This window comes from Tenacibaculum tangerinum, from assembly GCF_029853675.1.
In the GTDB taxonomy this organism is placed as follows: domain Bacteria; phylum Bacteroidota; class Bacteroidia; order Flavobacteriales; family Flavobacteriaceae; genus Polaribacter; species Polaribacter tangerinum_A.
In genome coordinates this window covers 165,624-181,324 of record NZ_CP122539.1, presented here as the reverse complement: position 1 = coordinate 181,324, position 15,701 = coordinate 165,624, and the positions used below count along the sequence as shown (strand labels likewise).

14 protein-coding genes are annotated in these 15,701 nt (G+C 35.6%); 4 read left to right on the top strand and 10 right to left on the bottom strand.

The genetic code is table 11. From position 1 onward, the window contains the following. Window positions 1–42: 42 nt before the first annotated feature. The 4 genes from P8625_RS00750 (at window position 43) to P8625_RS00735 (ending at window position 6,882) form a co-directional block, all read left to right on the top strand. Window positions 43–1,254 carry a DUF4249 domain-containing protein gene (locus P8625_RS00750; RefSeq protein ID WP_407704754.1) on the top strand — a complete coding sequence of 404 codons (1,212 nt, stop codon included), beginning with the start codon at window positions 43–45 and terminating at the stop codon, window positions 1,252–1,254. 36 nt (window positions 1,255–1,290) lie between these two features. Continuing rightward, the gene (locus P8625_RS00745; protein WP_279651597.1) at window positions 1,291–1,878 is read left to right on the top strand and encodes an acyl carrier protein phosphodiesterase; all 588 of its coding nucleotides are present in this window, start codon (window positions 1,291–1,293) and stop codon (window positions 1,876–1,878) included. Window positions 1,879–1,884: 6 nt separating this feature from the next. Beyond that, window positions 1,885–3,564 carry a gamma-glutamyltransferase gene (ggt, locus tag P8625_RS00740; RefSeq protein WP_279651596.1) on the top strand — a complete coding sequence of 560 codons (1,680 nt, stop codon included), beginning with the start codon at window positions 1,885–1,887 and terminating at the stop codon, window positions 3,562–3,564. A gap of 63 nt (window positions 3,565–3,627) precedes the next feature. Then, a complete protein-coding gene (locus tag P8625_RS00735) occupies window positions 3,628–6,882 on the top strand; it encodes a S41 family peptidase (RefSeq protein ID WP_279651595.1) in 3,255 nt (1,084 codons plus the stop codon). A 52-nt stretch (window positions 6,883–6,934) separates the two neighbouring features. On the opposite strand, the gene P8625_RS00730 is transcribed toward P8625_RS00735, so the two are convergent. The 10 genes from P8625_RS00730 to P8625_RS00685 form a co-directional block, all read right to left on the bottom strand. After that, window positions 6,935–7,954 carry a glycosyl hydrolase family 17 protein gene (locus P8625_RS00730; protein ID WP_279651594.1) on the bottom strand — a complete coding sequence of 340 codons (1,020 nt, stop codon included), beginning with the start codon at window positions 7,952–7,954 and terminating at the stop codon, window positions 6,935–6,937. Window positions 7,955–8,182: 228 nt separating this feature from the next. Further along, the gene (locus P8625_RS00725) at window positions 8,183–9,337 is read right to left on the bottom strand and encodes a hypothetical protein (protein ID WP_279651593.1); all 1,155 of its coding nucleotides are present in this window, start codon (window positions 9,335–9,337) and stop codon (window positions 8,183–8,185) included. 141 nt (window positions 9,338–9,478) lie between these two features. After that, entirely contained in the window at window positions 9,479–10,429 is a 951-nt protein-coding gene (locus tag P8625_RS00720) for a hypothetical protein (RefSeq protein ID WP_279651592.1), read from the bottom strand. 40 nt (window positions 10,430–10,469) lie between these two features. Next, window positions 10,470–10,796 (bottom strand): hypothetical protein, encoded by a 327-nt coding sequence (locus P8625_RS00715; RefSeq protein WP_279651591.1) that lies wholly within the window; start codon window positions 10,794–10,796, stop codon window positions 10,470–10,472. A 49-nt stretch (window positions 10,797–10,845) separates the two neighbouring features. Further along, window positions 10,846–11,271 carry an eCIS core domain-containing protein gene (locus P8625_RS00710; RefSeq protein WP_279651590.1) on the bottom strand — a complete coding sequence of 142 codons (426 nt, stop codon included), beginning with the start codon at window positions 11,269–11,271 and terminating at the stop codon, window positions 10,846–10,848. 16 nt (window positions 11,272–11,287) lie between these two features. Further along, window positions 11,288–11,791, bottom strand: a complete 504-nt coding sequence (locus P8625_RS00705) for a hypothetical protein (RefSeq protein WP_279651589.1) — start codon at window positions 11,789–11,791, stop codon at window positions 11,288–11,290. Between the two features lie 11 nt (window positions 11,792–11,802). Then, the gene (locus tag P8625_RS00700; RefSeq protein ID WP_279651588.1) at window positions 11,803–12,495 is read right to left on the bottom strand and encodes a GH-E family nuclease; all 693 of its coding nucleotides are present in this window, start codon (window positions 12,493–12,495) and stop codon (window positions 11,803–11,805) included. 1 nt (window position 12,496) lies between these two features. Beyond that, complete coding sequence (locus tag P8625_RS00695; RefSeq protein WP_279651587.1) at window positions 12,497–13,843, bottom strand: ATP-binding protein; 1,347 nt, start codon at window positions 13,841–13,843, stop codon at window positions 12,497–12,499. Beyond that, window positions 13,840–14,760, bottom strand: coding sequence for a hypothetical protein (locus tag P8625_RS00690; RefSeq protein WP_279651586.1), 921 nt, complete (start codon window positions 14,758–14,760; stop codon window positions 13,840–13,842). The genes P8625_RS00695 and P8625_RS00690 overlap by 4 nt, the downstream gene beginning before the upstream one ends. A 92-nt stretch (window positions 14,761–14,852) precedes the next feature. After that, window positions 14,853–15,701 (bottom strand): hypothetical protein, encoded by an 849-nt coding sequence (locus P8625_RS00685; protein ID WP_279651585.1) that lies wholly within the window; start codon window positions 15,699–15,701, stop codon window positions 14,853–14,855.

Genomic DNA, 15,701 nt, shown 5'->3' with positions numbered 1-15,701 from the left:
ATGGAGAAAATTTTTACTCAAGCTCACTCATTTTAAGAGGTTATGAAAGTTTTAAAATCACGAACATTCATTGTCGGTTGTTTATTTTTACTCATATCAATTACAAGTTGTCTTGAGCCGTTTTCTCCATTGACTATATCGTATGAAAACTTACTAGTAGTAGATGGTAAAATAACGAACGAACACAAAAAGCATCGAATTAAATTATCTAGAACCTATCGAATTGATACCTCTGGTTTTTTTCCTGAGCGAAATGCCAACCTCTACATTGCAACTAATTTGAATAAAAAGTATCAATTCACTGAAGTTGAAGAAGGAATTTATGAGCCTTTAAACCCCTTTTCGGCCGAAAGAAATGAAACATATATCTTGCATATTGAAACACAAGACGGAGAAATTTTTGCTTCTGATCAGGAAATATTGACCCCTGAAAGCTCTTTAAATGAAATAGCTGCAGCTGTAGAAGTCAATGATAGCGGAGAGGAAATTGTTAGCATTAAAGTTAGTAGTGCTACCCCTAATAACGATGCTCAATTTTATAAATTTGAATATGAAGAAACCTATAAAATTGTAGCTCCGTACTACAGTAATGACTCCTTAGAAGTTTATACCTATAGTGGAAGCATAAGTTACAGAGTTACAAAAGTTCCTCGAAAAATTAAAAGCAAAGTTTGTTATAAGACGTTATACTCTAATCAAATAATTTTAACAGAGACTACAGGCTTAGATAAAGATAGAATTGAAAACTTACCAGTTCGCTCTTTTCCTACGAATGACTTTATGATTTCCCACAGATACAGCATTTTAGTAAAACAATTCGTTCAAAACTACAATGCCCATAATTATTATCAAATACTCAAAAAATTTTCAAATTCAGATAATGTCTTCTCTGAAAATCAAGTAGGGTTTCTACAAGGAAATATAAAATCTATTTCCAATCCTGATACGAAAGTCATAGGGTATTTTGAAGTTAATAACGTATCATCGAAACGTATCTTTATCAATCGGGAAGATGTAACCCCTTTTTATCCACCATTTCCCGATGAGTGCGTCTTATATTCTCCTATTTTCTACGACAGAGGTAATCAAACTCCTCTTTTAGATTTTATCAAAGCAGGTTATATTTTTTATACAGACAACATTCCCGTAGCTGACCTATTAAATCCAGAAGGCCCCTATACACTTGTAAAAAGAATATGTGGCGATTGCACTGTCTTGGGATCAGTTACTAAACCCGATTTTTGGGTTGATTAAACACATCAATTGTGGTTTTTTGTTTACATTTATGCAATGAATTTTTTAGCGCACTTATACCTTTCTGAGAGTAATACAAATATTATGATTGGTAACTTTATAGCAGATCATGTGAAAGGCAATAAATTTTCTCACTATCATCAAGATATTCAAAAAGGAATTTTACTTCATCGTGAAATTGATACCTACACCGATGCACATGAAATTGTTAGGATAAGCAAACGCCGATTGCATGAACGTTACCGACACTACGACGGAGTAATTATTGATATTTTTTATGACCATTACCTAGCTAAAAACTGGAAAAACTATTCACAAATACCGCTAAATATTTATGTAAACTCCGTATATCGATTACTTGAAGAAAACTTTGATATTCTCCCTGAAAAAACACAAGACATGCTCCCTTATATAGTGCAATATAATTGGTTATATAATTATCAATTTGCCAAAGGAATTCAAGAAGTATTAAACGGAATGAATAGACGTACCAACGGAAAATCAAAAATGAATTTAGCTATAGAAGACTTGTTGGAGAATTATCAAATTTTTGAAGACGATTTTACTACCTTTTTCGAAGATCTTCGTGCATTTTCTCATCAAAAACTACTAGAACTAAGCTAAAAATAAATGAAAAAAACATTCTTATTTTTCTTAACACTCATAGTATTATACAATTGTAAAAAAGAAAAAATTGTAGGTACAATCACCGAAAAAGCGATGGTAGTTTCTGCTCGTAAAGAAGCTTCAAACATTGGCACTTATATTTTACAAAAAGGAGGAAATGCTTTCGATGCTATGGTAGCGACCGAACTAGCACTGGCAGTTGCGTATCCCTATGCTGGTAATCTTGGAGGTGGTGGTTTTATGGTCTACCGCAAAAACTCAGGAGAAATTGGTGCACTAGATTATCGTGAAAAAGCACCACTTGCCGCTCACAAAAACATGTATTTAGATAGCTTAGGAAATGTGATCGAGAATAAAAGTACCTTAGGAGCCATGGCAGTAGGAGTTCCAGGAACAATCGCTGGTGTTTTTGCTACACATAAAAAATTCGGTTCGTTACCTGTTCAAGAAATTTTAAAACCAGTCATAACTTTAGCCAAAAAAGGAGTTGTAGTAACTCAAAAACAAGAAGACCGTATAAAAAAATACCAACATTACTTTTTAGAAGTAAATAAAGACTCTATTATTCTTGATAAACCTTGGAAAAAAGGAGACACCATAAAATACCCTGCTTTAGCTGCAACGTTAGAACGCATTGCAAAAAACGGTCGTGACGAGTTTTACAAAGGAGAAACCGCCAAACGCCTCGTTACATTTATGCAAGACAATGGCGGAATCTTAACTGAAGAAGACTTGGCAAAATACGAAGCTAAATGGCGAACCCCTATTACCTTTACCTATGACGATTTACGAATCATTTCCATGTCACCCCCTGCAAGTGGAGGTATTTGTTTAGCACAAATTATGAACGGAATTGAACCGTTTGATTTGAATAAACTCGGACATAATTCAACAAAAGCCATACAGGTAATTACTGAAGCGGAACGAAGAGCTTATGCCGATAGAAGTTTTTATTTAGGAGACCCTGATTTTGTAAAAATCCCAGTTAAAACACTCATCAGTAAAGAATACACTAAAAAAAGAATGGACAATTTTTCTTTTGAAAAAGCGACTTCTTCAGCCGATGTTTCTCACGGAAGTATAACCATGACAGAGAGTGATGAAACCACCCACTACGCTATCGTCGATCAATTCGGAAATGCAGTTTCGGTCACCACAACAATCAATGGAGCTTATGGTTCTAAACTATATTGTTCCGATTTAGGATTCTTCTTAAATAATGAAATGGATGATTTTTCAAGCAAACCAGGAGTACCAAACATGTTTGGTTTAGTTGGAGCTGAAGCCAATAAAATTGAACCCGAAAAACGCATGTTGAGCTCTATGACCCCTACTATTGTAGAGAAAAACGGAAACCTATACATGGTGGTAGGAACACCCGGCGGATCGACTATCATCACTTCTGTATTACAAACCATTTTAAACGTACATGAATTTAATATGGGAATGCAGCAAGCCGTAAACCAACCTCGTTTTCACCATCAATGGTTACCCGATGTAATTAAAATGGAACCAAAAGGATTTAAAAAACAAGTTAAAAAAGAGTTACAACAACTAGGATACGAATTAGACGAAACGAACTCACCTGTTATTGGTAAAGTAGACGCTATTTTAGTACTTTCTAATGGAAAATTAGAAGGAGGGGCCGACCCAAGAGGTGATGATACTGCTGTAGGGTTTTAACAAATTTTTCACTTATTTTCACCCTTAATTAAATAGCTTTGAGGTTTAAAATTTCAAGAACATATGAAAAAAATACTAACCTTACTCACTTTAACAATTTTCCATGTAAGTTTTTCTCAGGGAACACGCCTATTAAGACAACCTACAATATCTAATTCTGAAATTGTTTTTATATATGCCAATGACCTATGGAAAGCTCCCATTCAAGGAGGAAATGCCATACGACTTACCAGCGCCGATGGTTATGAATCTAATCCACATTTTTCCAATGATGGTAGCATGATTGCTTTTACTGCACAGTATGATGGAAACACAGATGTCTATATTATTCCTTCTACTGGTGGAGAGCCTAAACGCTTAACTTATCATCCCAGTGATGATTTTGTGCAGGGCTGGACACCTGACAACAAAATTCTGTTCCGTTCATCCAGAGAGGGTAAACCAACCCAAACTAGTAAATTTTACACCGTTTCATTAGAAGGAGGTTTACCTAAAGCTGTAAAAGTACCCAGAGCAGCTTATGGAGAATTTTCTGAAAACGGTAACTATATTGCCTATACTCCCATTACTAGTTGGGATGCAGAATGGAGAAATTATCGTGGTGGCCAAGCAATGCCAATTTGGATTTTAAATATGCAAAATCAACAACTTATAAAAACTCCTCAAAAAGATAAAGAAAGACATTTAGACCCTGTTTGGTATAATGGAGTTGTTTACTACATTTCTGAGAGAGATTACACCAGTAATATCTGGTCATATAACCTAACTACAAAACAAGAAAAGCAACTTACATTTCACAAAAGATTTGATGTAAAAAGCCTCGATGCTAATTCGAACGGAATTATCTATGAACAGGGAGGTTACATTCACTTTTTAAATCCTGAAACCTCAAGTACAAAACAAATTCCAATAACAGTTCATGGTGATTTGAATTACGCAAGAACTCGTTGGATGAATGTAAAAGGAAGAAACTTAACCAACCCAAATATTTCACCAAAAGGAAAAAGAGCCATTTTTGAATACCGAGGTGAAATTTTTACTGTTCCAAAAGAAAATGGTACTTGGAGAAACGTAACCAACTCTTCTGGAGTTGCAGATAGATATCCTATATGGTCTCCAAAAGGCGATAAAATTGCTTGGTTTTCTGATAAAAACGGAGAATATCAAGTAGTAATTGCTGACCAAAACGGAGACAACAAGTCATACATTACTATACCTACCCCTACTTTTTATTTCAGGCCCGACTGGTCTCCTAACGGAAAGTATTTATCATTTACCGATACACATTATAATATTTGGATTCTTAATTTAGAAACCGAAAAAGCTGAAAAAGTAGCTACAGATAATTTTGCACACCCTAATAGGACCATGAATCCTAAGTGGTCTCCAGATAGTGATTGGATTGCTTATGCAAAACAAAACGAAAATCATTTTAAGTCTATTTATGCATACCAAATCAGTACTCAAAAAACAGTTCAAATCACAGATCCGTTAGCAGATGCTATTTCACCTGTTTGGGATGCTTCTGGAAAGTATCTATACACTTTGGCTAGTACAAATTATGGATTAACTTCTGGATGGTTAGACATGAGTTCTTACGACCCATCAGTAACACGTAGTTTATATGCTATTGTTCTGAATAGCAAAGACCAAGCTCCTAACCTGCCAAAAACAGACGAAGAAGAAGCTGAAAAAAAAGACACAAATAAGGAAGATAAAAACAAGAAAAAAAGTGATAAGAAAGAATCGAAAGACACTAATAAAATCAAAGTAGTTATTGATGAAGATGGAATTTTTAACCGAGCCATTGCCTTACAACTTCCTGCAAAAAACTATACAGGTTTATACAAAGCACCTAAAAACCATGTGTTCATAGCTGAATCTGTGCAAAACACACTTAATGTAATTATCCATGACTATGATATTTCTAAAGAAAAGGCTACTGAATTCTCCAAAGGAGTCAGTTTAATAACAGTTTCAGAAGATAGAGAATCTGTTTTATTATCGAGTAAAGGAAACTGGAGCATTGTAAGTAGTAAATCTCCAGCAAAATCGACTGAAGGCTCTATAAAAACAAACTTAAAAATTAAGGTAGACCCTAAAGCTGAAGCTCATCAAATCTTTAAAGAAGGTTGGCGTTACATGAGAGATTTCCTGTATGTAGACAATGTACATGGTGCTCCATGGAATAAAATCTATGAATGGTATGCACCGTGGATTGACCACGTACGACACAGAACCGACTTAAACTATGTAGTTGATATTATGAGTGGTGAAGTTGCCATTGGTCACTCATATGTTTACGGAGGAGATACCCCTAAAACCAAGTATGTTTCTGTTGGACTATTAGGTTGTGATTTTGAAGAGACAAACGGCTTCTACAGATTTTCTAAAATATATAAAGGAGAACGCTGGAATCCTAGTATCAAAGCTCCACTGGGTCTTCCAGGTATTGAGGTTAAAGAAGGAGATTATTTACTAGAAATTAATGGCGTTACATTAACTTCAAAAGACAATCCATATAAAGTGCTAGAACAAACCGCTGGAAGAGAAATTTATATTAAAGTTAACTCTAAACCTACTCCTAAAGGAGCTAACATTGTTTTAGTAAAACCTGTTTTTAGTGAAAGAAGTTTGCGTTCTATCGACTGGGTAGAAGAAAATAGGAGAAAAGTAGATAAACTATCTGATGGTAAACTGGCTTATGTTTATGTTCCTAATACATCATATAACGGATTTACATCTTTTAATCGTTATTATTTTTCTCAGCAAAATAAGAAAGGGGTAATTATAGACGAAAGAAACAACGGTGGTGGTAATGCTGCTGATTATATGATTGATATATTATCGAGAAAACCTTTTGGCTATTTTAATAGCAAAGCAAATAAAAGAAAACCATGGACCACTCCTATCGCAGGTATTTGGGGACCAAAAGTGATGATTATTAACGAACGTGCTGGCTCAGGAGGTGATTTGTTTCCTTATATGTTTAAAGAAAGAAAAATTGGTCCATTGGTAGGAACTCGTACTTGGGGAGGCTTGGTAGGAACTTGGGACACCCCAAATTTTATCGACGGTGGTAGAATGGTGGCTCCTCGTGGTGGTTTTTTTGACTTGGATGGAAATTGGGCTGTAGAAGGCGAAGGTGTTGCTCCTGATATTGAAGTGCATCAAGACCCTAGCACGGTATTGAATGGTCATGACCCTCAACTAGAAATAGCCGTTAAAGAAGCGTTACGTTTATTAAGAAGTAAAGAGTTTATATATAAACCCGAACCTGCTCCACCTACGCGTTGGAAAAGACCTTCTGGATATTAAATAAAAAAAGGATAGTTTAATTCGCTATCCTTATTATAGCTATAAAGCGAACCTACCATGTTAAACTATACTTAGCTTGGTAGTTTTTGCTTTGAGTATTGTAGCCATAAACTCCCCAATGTTGCTCAAAAGCCCCTGCATTAGTTGGCTTTAAGTTTTCATCGTACATTTCAAAGAGAAAACAAGGGATTTCTACATTCGGATTCCGTGGTGTTCCGTTACCACTTTTACAATGATTAATCAAGTTCTGATTAAACGTTTGTGCATTTGCTACGGTGGCAGAAGGATAGGCTTTAGTTGCAAAAGCAGGCCATCCTGCTTCTCCAATAACAATAGGTAAACTTCCATAGCCATTATTTTCAAGAGCTACTAATAGAGCATCGTACATGGCGTCAAAAATATTTTTGTAGGTATAACCATTATCATGAACCCAAACTCCAGGATTGCTATTTGCGGTAAATAAACAATAGTCTAAAGGAATATTATTTGGCTGACTATTGTGAGTAAGGAATGGGTATACATTTACCATAAATACCGAGTTATCTGCTTTTAAAATAGCACAAATATCTAAAATTGTGTTTTTTAAACCATGATTAAAAGCTCCTGCAGAAGGCGGATACGAGTTTCCCATAATAGCATAATTAAAGGGAACAGTTACTTTGGTAGTAAGTCCTTTCGTTGCAATGGCACTTTTAATATTTGTTAACGCTTTTACAAGATAAGAGGCATAGGCATTATTCCACCAACTTCCTAAAGGCTCATTTCCTACACAAATCATAGGAATGGAGCTAGCGTTATTAGATAACACATCTACAATTGTATTAATAGTAGTTGTATCATTATTAGCACAGGCTTGTAAATCTCCATTAGGAATATCCACTAAAACTTCTAGACCTTCTTTAGCAAAAGCACTAATACAAGCTGCCTGATTGTACGTAAACATTTTTACTGTTTTAACACCTGTTGCTTTTATTTGTGTTGCTGCGGTTGTTGCACTTACTCGTGTTGCTGCACTTTGAAAGGTATTGCTGAAGTTAACACCTACTGTACCGTTAAATAATGAATTGTTCATGATTGGTTCGTTTTTGTAATTTTTCGGTTATTAAAGTTAGAACACTATTAGCAACCATATATAAAAACATCTTTAAGCGTGCCTATAAGCGGTAAGGGTGTTTTTCTTATGAACAGAAAAGGAATCACTATCCGTTTTCCTTTTGTTACCTTCAATGGATTTTAGGTTTTGTTATATACTTTTAACAGCCTTATCTGTAGTTTTGTTCACAATTATGATTGTATTTACTTAAAGACCTCTTAACCCTTCTAATTCTGTTTTTTCCATTTCAGTTAGATTCGTAGGAGGATATTGGCCGTGTTTTAGTCCAAGCTCCATCAACCTTTTACTATACTGGGTGTCCTCTCCCTTCATTTCGTCAACTCGTCTAACAACTGGATCCATAGATACTATAAGATCTCTGCATGCTCCTAAATTCACACTGAAACTATCTGCTTCACCGAGTATATCGTTTTGCTCTTTTTTCCCTGTTAACTTGTCTGATCTTGGGCCTCCTCCTTCTCCTCCCGAAGAAATTTCATCATAGTTAATTGCATTTGAAGCGTCTTTTGTAAACTTGAGTTCAAAGATTACATTATCATAAAATGGATTACTAGCATTCTTATTATTAGGATTTTTAGATTTATAGAAATAATCTAATGCTTGTCCCAATGAGCCTCCGTGTCCATGAAGAAGTCCTGCAAGGCTACGTGACTGCAAATAAGTATTCCAATCGGCTCGTTTAGTGGTTCGATAGATTCTTAAAGCTTTTCCACGACCACTTTGATCTGTTCTAGAAAATTGACCGTTGTGATGATCAATTCCAACAATATCATTCAATCTTAAGATGCTCAATTTAACATCCTGAATCAACTGAGACTCAAAGTGATTATTATCTTCAAAAGTTCTATCATCAGAGTTGTACTTGGCAAGTATAGAATTAATTTGGTTACGAAGATTCGCTTCGAGATACTTCCTAGCTTTGGAATTCGATTCTGTAGCAGTTATTTCTGCTTTTACATCCTGACTATTCCTTTTCAATATTGAAGTCATTCCATTACTGGTCAGCCACGTATGCACACGTCCAGCAGTATTCGATACCAAATCATCAAGAATTGCATCTTTATTTACCTCGGTATCATTGACAATAATCTTTCTTTGAGATACCCTTGTTCCAATGATCGGTGAATCCAAATCTTTATTGCGCATATTACTTCCCTTTTTCTGCACTGATTGAGCGATAGAATTATTGAAAAGTATCTGCATTCTTCTTTGACTAACTACTTCAGGTCGATTATCTACCAACCCAACACCGTTCCCTGTAGTACTCATTTTTTGAGTAACAGCATCAGCGACCGACTGGCTTTGATGTCCTTTTGGTTTTTCTATTTGTCCATAATACATATTTCAGTTTTTGGGCCTGTATAAATTCTTTCTACTATTTTTTATCTTGTTTTCTGAACAATCACCTTTCTATTTCAAGAGTTTGATAGAAAAAACCCATTGATTTTAGAATAAAAAACTAAGACCACAGCTCAAAAACACTTATACAGATTTTGCAAAAAGTTTTACTGCTTCCATTGGTATTTTAAGCTGTAGCATCCCTTGCCCCTGTTTTGTTGAACTTTCATGCCATGCGAATGCCCCTCCATTAAGATAAGGTGAATTTTTACCTACCAATCGTTCATTAAACTTTCCATTTAACCCTACAATGTCAATCCCTAATGGATTTGCAGCTTCCATTTCTCTTAACGCATTTAATTCATGAGCTGTTTCCATCATCGTCTCTGCATCCCATTCTTGTGCTTCGGGACGTTGTTTTTTTCCTGATTCTTCTTTTCTTTTTCTCCTCTCTCTAAGTTCATCTGAAAGACTAATAAATCTACTTGCCATAAACATTCTTGAATCTCCAAACCTCTTTCTTGGTGTTGGTGGTTCTACCTGTTGGCGTAATCGAGCTAACTGACTAATGAGTCCTTTAGTGGCTGCCCCTAAAGCAGGAGCCATATCAATACCTGGGTAATCTCCAAAATATCTAGCTACAACTTTTAAAGCCACAGGAAACATGGCAGTCATGTGTCCTTGACCTCCTTCAGTACCTGAATCTGTTCCTGTATGAAGAGAAATATTAGAATCTTCTCCATGTGTTTGAATGTTAACATGCGCTATAATTCCATTGGAGCCATATAAATAAACGGTTTGATTTGATTTTTTATAACCAACTCCATATCCTCCTCCTAAAACTTTATATTCTTCAACACCCTCTGGTACTTCATTTCCAAAAATACTTGCTTTAAATCCTTTAAACATTAATTGTGTTACTGGATTCACCAAGGTGGTTTTATTAGGGTGCTCCTTGAGTTTATTTTGCACAATCGATTTACCCCTATTATCCACCAACTCAATACCCTTCTCTCTAACACTCATTTTTTGAGCAACAGCATCAGCGCACGACTGGCTTTGATGTTCTTTTGGTTTGGCTTGTTGGGTGTACATATATTGCGTTTTTGATTGATTTACTTTTTATTTTCTATTTCTATGTTCCTGGTGGATTTTTTTTACCTCCTTGACTAAATTGCCATCCTTTACCATTTGTATAGCCTCTAGCTATATGCCATTTTGTTGCGGTTTTATGATTCCCCATTTTTCCACTATATATCCATGGCCCTCCATTCTGCCTTCTCCAATAATGACTTCCTCCTCCAAATTGTACAACGTTTTGACTAACTGAATTATTAACTTTTCTTTGTGTAGTTGTTTCTCTTCTATTATCCTCTAGTTCCATACCTTGTTTACTCTCGCTTTTCCGTTGAGTAACAGGTCGATTTTTATGCGCTTTAGGTGTGTTTTTTGATGTGTACATATCTTGTGTGAATTACGATTTATGATTTATTAAGATGTATTGTATCAAGTTACTTCGACAATGCCTTTGCTCCCATTACATCTGCTTCTTTTTCCAAACCAACATTATCATTTATTTTTGCTCCATTTACTGAAGTAGTAGGTTGTACTCTACCTTGTTTTTGCTGTACCACATGCCATGCTTCGTGAGGCAAGTGTTTTTCTTGTCCAACACCCAAATGAATATCCGTCCCTTGGGCATAGGCATGTGCATTGAGTTGTGCTGGTTTGCTAGAATTGTAATGTACTTTTACATCATCCATAGAATAACCGGATATATTTTCTATTCCTGATTTTAAATTGTCAGGTAAGCCTGTATTGTTAGCTTTCTTTTGAATCGTGCTTTGTGTACGATTGTCTTTCAATGCCTGTGCATTGTTCGCCACCTTTTGTATGGACGTTTGGGTAGGTTGCGGTTTTTTCTTTTGGTACTCCATACGTTTTATTTTTAAATTAATCTATCGTTACTTTTACAGGCCCTAGGGCTCCTGAATAATCTACCACAGAGCAATAGTTACTCTGGTTCATTTGATTTGTGATTTTTACTACATACTGGGTATACACTTGCGCTATTTTTTTTCCTGTAAGTAACTTTTGTAGGACAACATCGTTCAACGGAAATTTGAGGAACAACTCGTTACCTACATTCGCTTTTTTTACCATGCCTGTATACTTTTCTTTTTGCTGATTGTATTGATGGATTCCTCTCAATACTTGTTTGGCAAAAACTTCTAATAACTCCTCTACGTTTTGTGCTTCTGTATGAATTATCAGATATAGTTTTTTATCTCTCAACCAATACCCTTTAATCATCATATTTTCATAGTACACACAATGGTTTAACGCTTCTGCAATGATTACATTTCTACAGGCAACGGGTATTTCTTTCCTCCACAACTTAAGGTATAGAAGAAAGGCATGTTCCTGTTTCTTGCTGAGTATTGAATCTATGGTCATTTGATTAGTTGTTATGCTGTAATTCCATCCCCGCCCATGTCATCATCATCGTCTTTTTTATATCGGAAAGGACTGTATTCTCCTTTATTCTCTGATTCATCACTATCGGTCATGTATCCTTCCTCGTCTTCATCACTCTCATAATCTATATGTTTCTTACTTTCATATTGATGACTTTCGTTACACTTTTTACACAAAGCACGCAATCTGTTTACATCGTTATAATCGTCTTTCATTTCTTCATCTGTTGCTTTTCTACTTTCTAACTTGCGAAGTCTTCCTGCCCATGGTGGGTAATGATCTAAGGTTAATGCTCTTTGACTTTTTAAATTTCCATGTTTACTTGTGTAAGAGAACTTTGTTAGATTTAACTTACTAATTCCTTTTTTTACAAAACCTAAAGGTCTTCTACAGGCAGGGCAGGTATATACGGATTTGTATTTCTTTTTATGATAATGTTTTCTCCTATGGGCTGTTTTTTTTATTACTTTTTCAGCCAATCCTGTTCGAAAAGAAAATCTTTTTTGTTTACCATGTCCTGGTGGTTTGTATTCTTCGTCACTATCATCTGAGTTTAATTGTGCTATTTTCAAAGAAGTATGTCTATTATCTTCTAAAACCATTCCTTGTGAGGTCTTTTTTTGAACCACTCTTGCGTTAGTGAGTACTATTTCATTCCTAGGTTTGTGTACCAATGCTTTCATCTTAAAAAACAGTAACTGTTTTGTTTTCCTTTTTAAACTCTTTGCGAATACCTTCTATCAATTCATGAGCTAGTACCACGGTATCGTTTCTTTGAATGGCAGACAAGGCACAAAAGCGCAATACATTGATAATAGCACCTCCAGCCAATTCATACTCTTCAGCTATTTTCCATAGATTAATATCGGAATGTAAAGTACAGGTACCTGTAAAGGCATTTTTCCATAATTGATAGCGTTCGTTAACGGCAGGCATGGTAAAATGAATCATCGACTGGAATCTTCTGGTAAAAGCAGCATCCATATTGGTTTTTAAATTGGAAGCGAGAATCACCACACCTGGAAAATCTTCTATACGTTGTAATAAATATGAGGTTTGCTGATTGGCATGTCGGTCGTTAGACGAATTGGCTTCTGTTCGTTTTCCAAATAAGGCATCTGCTTCATCAAAAAATAAAATCCAGTTTTTATGCTCTGCGATATCAAATATTTTGGATAGATTTTTCTCTGTTTCTCCTATGTATTTTGAGACTATCATCGACAGGTCTACCCGATAAACTTCTCTATCAGTAACTTTTCCTAATAAGGTTACGGTTAAGGTTTTTCCAGTTCCTGGAGGTCCGTAAAACAAGGTTCGGTATCCTCGCTTTACCTTTTTGTACAAACCCCAGTCGTTCATTAACTCGTCTCCGTGCAATAGCCATGTTTTGAGTTCTAGCACCTGATCCATTACGATGTCGTTTAGCACCACATCTTCCCATTCTAAGTGGGTGGTAATACGTTTTGCAGGAAACTCGGCACTCTGTTCTATATCTTGCATTTCTCCTGTTTCAAAGTAGGCTAACCATCTTTTATTGAGTGTTAATATGCCATTTAACTTTGGAATGTGTGACGGAATATTTTCTAGTAAGAGTATCTGTTCTACAGAAAAAATACTGGTGGTATCAAATAAGGCAGTTACTTCGTATCTGAGTTCGGGTTCTGTGGCGGTAATTAAAAACAGTAAGGTTTGCCCTGTAGGTAAAAATCCGCTATGATTTGCATCTAATATGCCTCCAAATTCGGTAAATCCTCTATCATACAATTGATTTTTTCCGAAGAAGACATCTAACACTTCTGGTTTGAGTTGCGGTGTCATGGCGAGTGCTAATGCCAACCGTTGGTACTGGGTTATGGAATTCTTTTGTATCCATTGCTGATATATAGAATCGTCTTCTTCTGGCATTGCTAAATCCGTCCAATGTGACCATTCGCCTTCGTGCTGTAAATACCTGCTGATTACGTTATGAATCACCTGTTCTAACCAATGAATTTCTTTGTGTAGGGCTTGTATGTTCTTTGCTGCCTTCATTTCACTTCATTAAAAAGTTTTTCCACATCGTCTAAAGAAGCGTCTACCCAATCAAAATACAACAAAGCAGTATTCGGATTTAGCTGATTTGATTGCAGCATATCTAAAACGCTTTCGTTAACATTGTAGGGAATGCGTGCTGAAAAATCGACGGCCTCACAATTAAAATCGTAGGTATAGAATTGCTGTACCCAATCAAATCTCCCCTTTTGTTTTAGCAACAACTCACTTATAAAAGTATCTAAATGCTGTGGTCTTACAACGAGCTTTTTTGCTTTAAAAAAGGAGGGTTTTCTAGTGGTTTCTTCATGATAATATTCAATATTACGGGCTTGTACTGTTTGAGAGTTGCTATTGCCAAAAATATCTACCAAGCCAAAATTTTTATTTTTGGTAACGATTTCCAACTCCGCATTTTTAGCGCCACCTACAGCCAGTGTCCAATTTTCGGCAGTTACCACTTCGGTGACTACATATACTTCTCTAAAGGAATACATAGTCTGTGTTAACTTGATAATAAGTTCCTGATACATTTGATTCCAATTTTCAATTTTTATCAACTCAGGGTGCTGTGCTTTAAAATAAAAACTTCCCAATCCTTTAAACGCTAATATCTGCTTACTAAACGTAAAGACTTCCTCTAATTCTGCCTCTCCTACTTCTCTTCCTGAATACACTTTAGAAACGTCTTTACTAAAAAACCAGCTTGCTTCATTGAGTTTCAATCCTTCTGAAAAAGATACTTCTTCTGAATCAATAACACCTCCTTCAAAAACATTTCCTAAAAGCACAATATTTCCGTTTTTAATTTGAAAAAAATCTCCTGGAAACAAGTATTGATCTAAAGGTTTTACGGGAATGAATCCTTGTGTTTTCAGATAACAGTTTTCATAAAATTGTTTGAATACATTTTTCACACGTTTAAATTTTAGTAATTATTTGATTGAATTACAGCATAGTTGAAATACGAATGTGCTCAATTTCAACTACGCTATAATTTTCTACTCGTTTATGAGGCTAGTGCTGCTGCATTGGCTGCTGCCAAACCAGATTGTAATGAGCTTAGTTTAACATTGGCTTTGTTAAGCTCACTTTGTGCTGCATTAAGTTGTTTTACGGTATCGTTAAATGCGGTAAATGAACCCTTGTATAACTGCTCTGAAACGGTATAGGCAGTTTGCAGCAAGGATAAAACCCCTTTTTCTGGTAATTGATTGCTGATGTCTTCTGCTTCAACTCCTGTAAAACACTCTACTAATTTTACTGCTTGAATATACTCTAACGATAGGGTTGCCTCTGATTCTAAAATGGTAGCTTGAGAAGCAAATACCGATTTTAATGCCGTAAGTGTTAAAGCTACTGCATTGTTCGCATCAGAACCTGCTTTGGTAATCATACTTACCAAATCATCAGAAATTAACGGGTTCATCGCTTTTTTTCTAATAACTAAGTTTGATAGTTTGTTAATCACTTCGGCAGAATAAATAAGTTTATTTATAACTGTATTGGTTTTTTGGGCAGTATCTTGTACTTCTTTTTTTGCTAAAACTACTTCGTTAAATGCGGTGTTTGAAAGGTCTTTAAGTTCTTTAAGCTTAGTTCCTACCTCTTCACCAAGTTCCATATTGTTTCGTGCCTGTTTTCTGTTTTGTTCTGCCAAACTTAGTTGTGCCGAAAATTTATTTGATTTTTCGGTTAACGATTGTACAATTGCTTGTAACTGCTCTACTTCATTCTCTGCATCTAACACTTGGTTAGACAACTGATCTAAAGTCGCTTTTTTTCTTTCTGTTACCCCGTATTTTCTATTTTTAGTCGAAGTATCCTTCAATAAGGTATTGGTATAAATGCTTGCCAT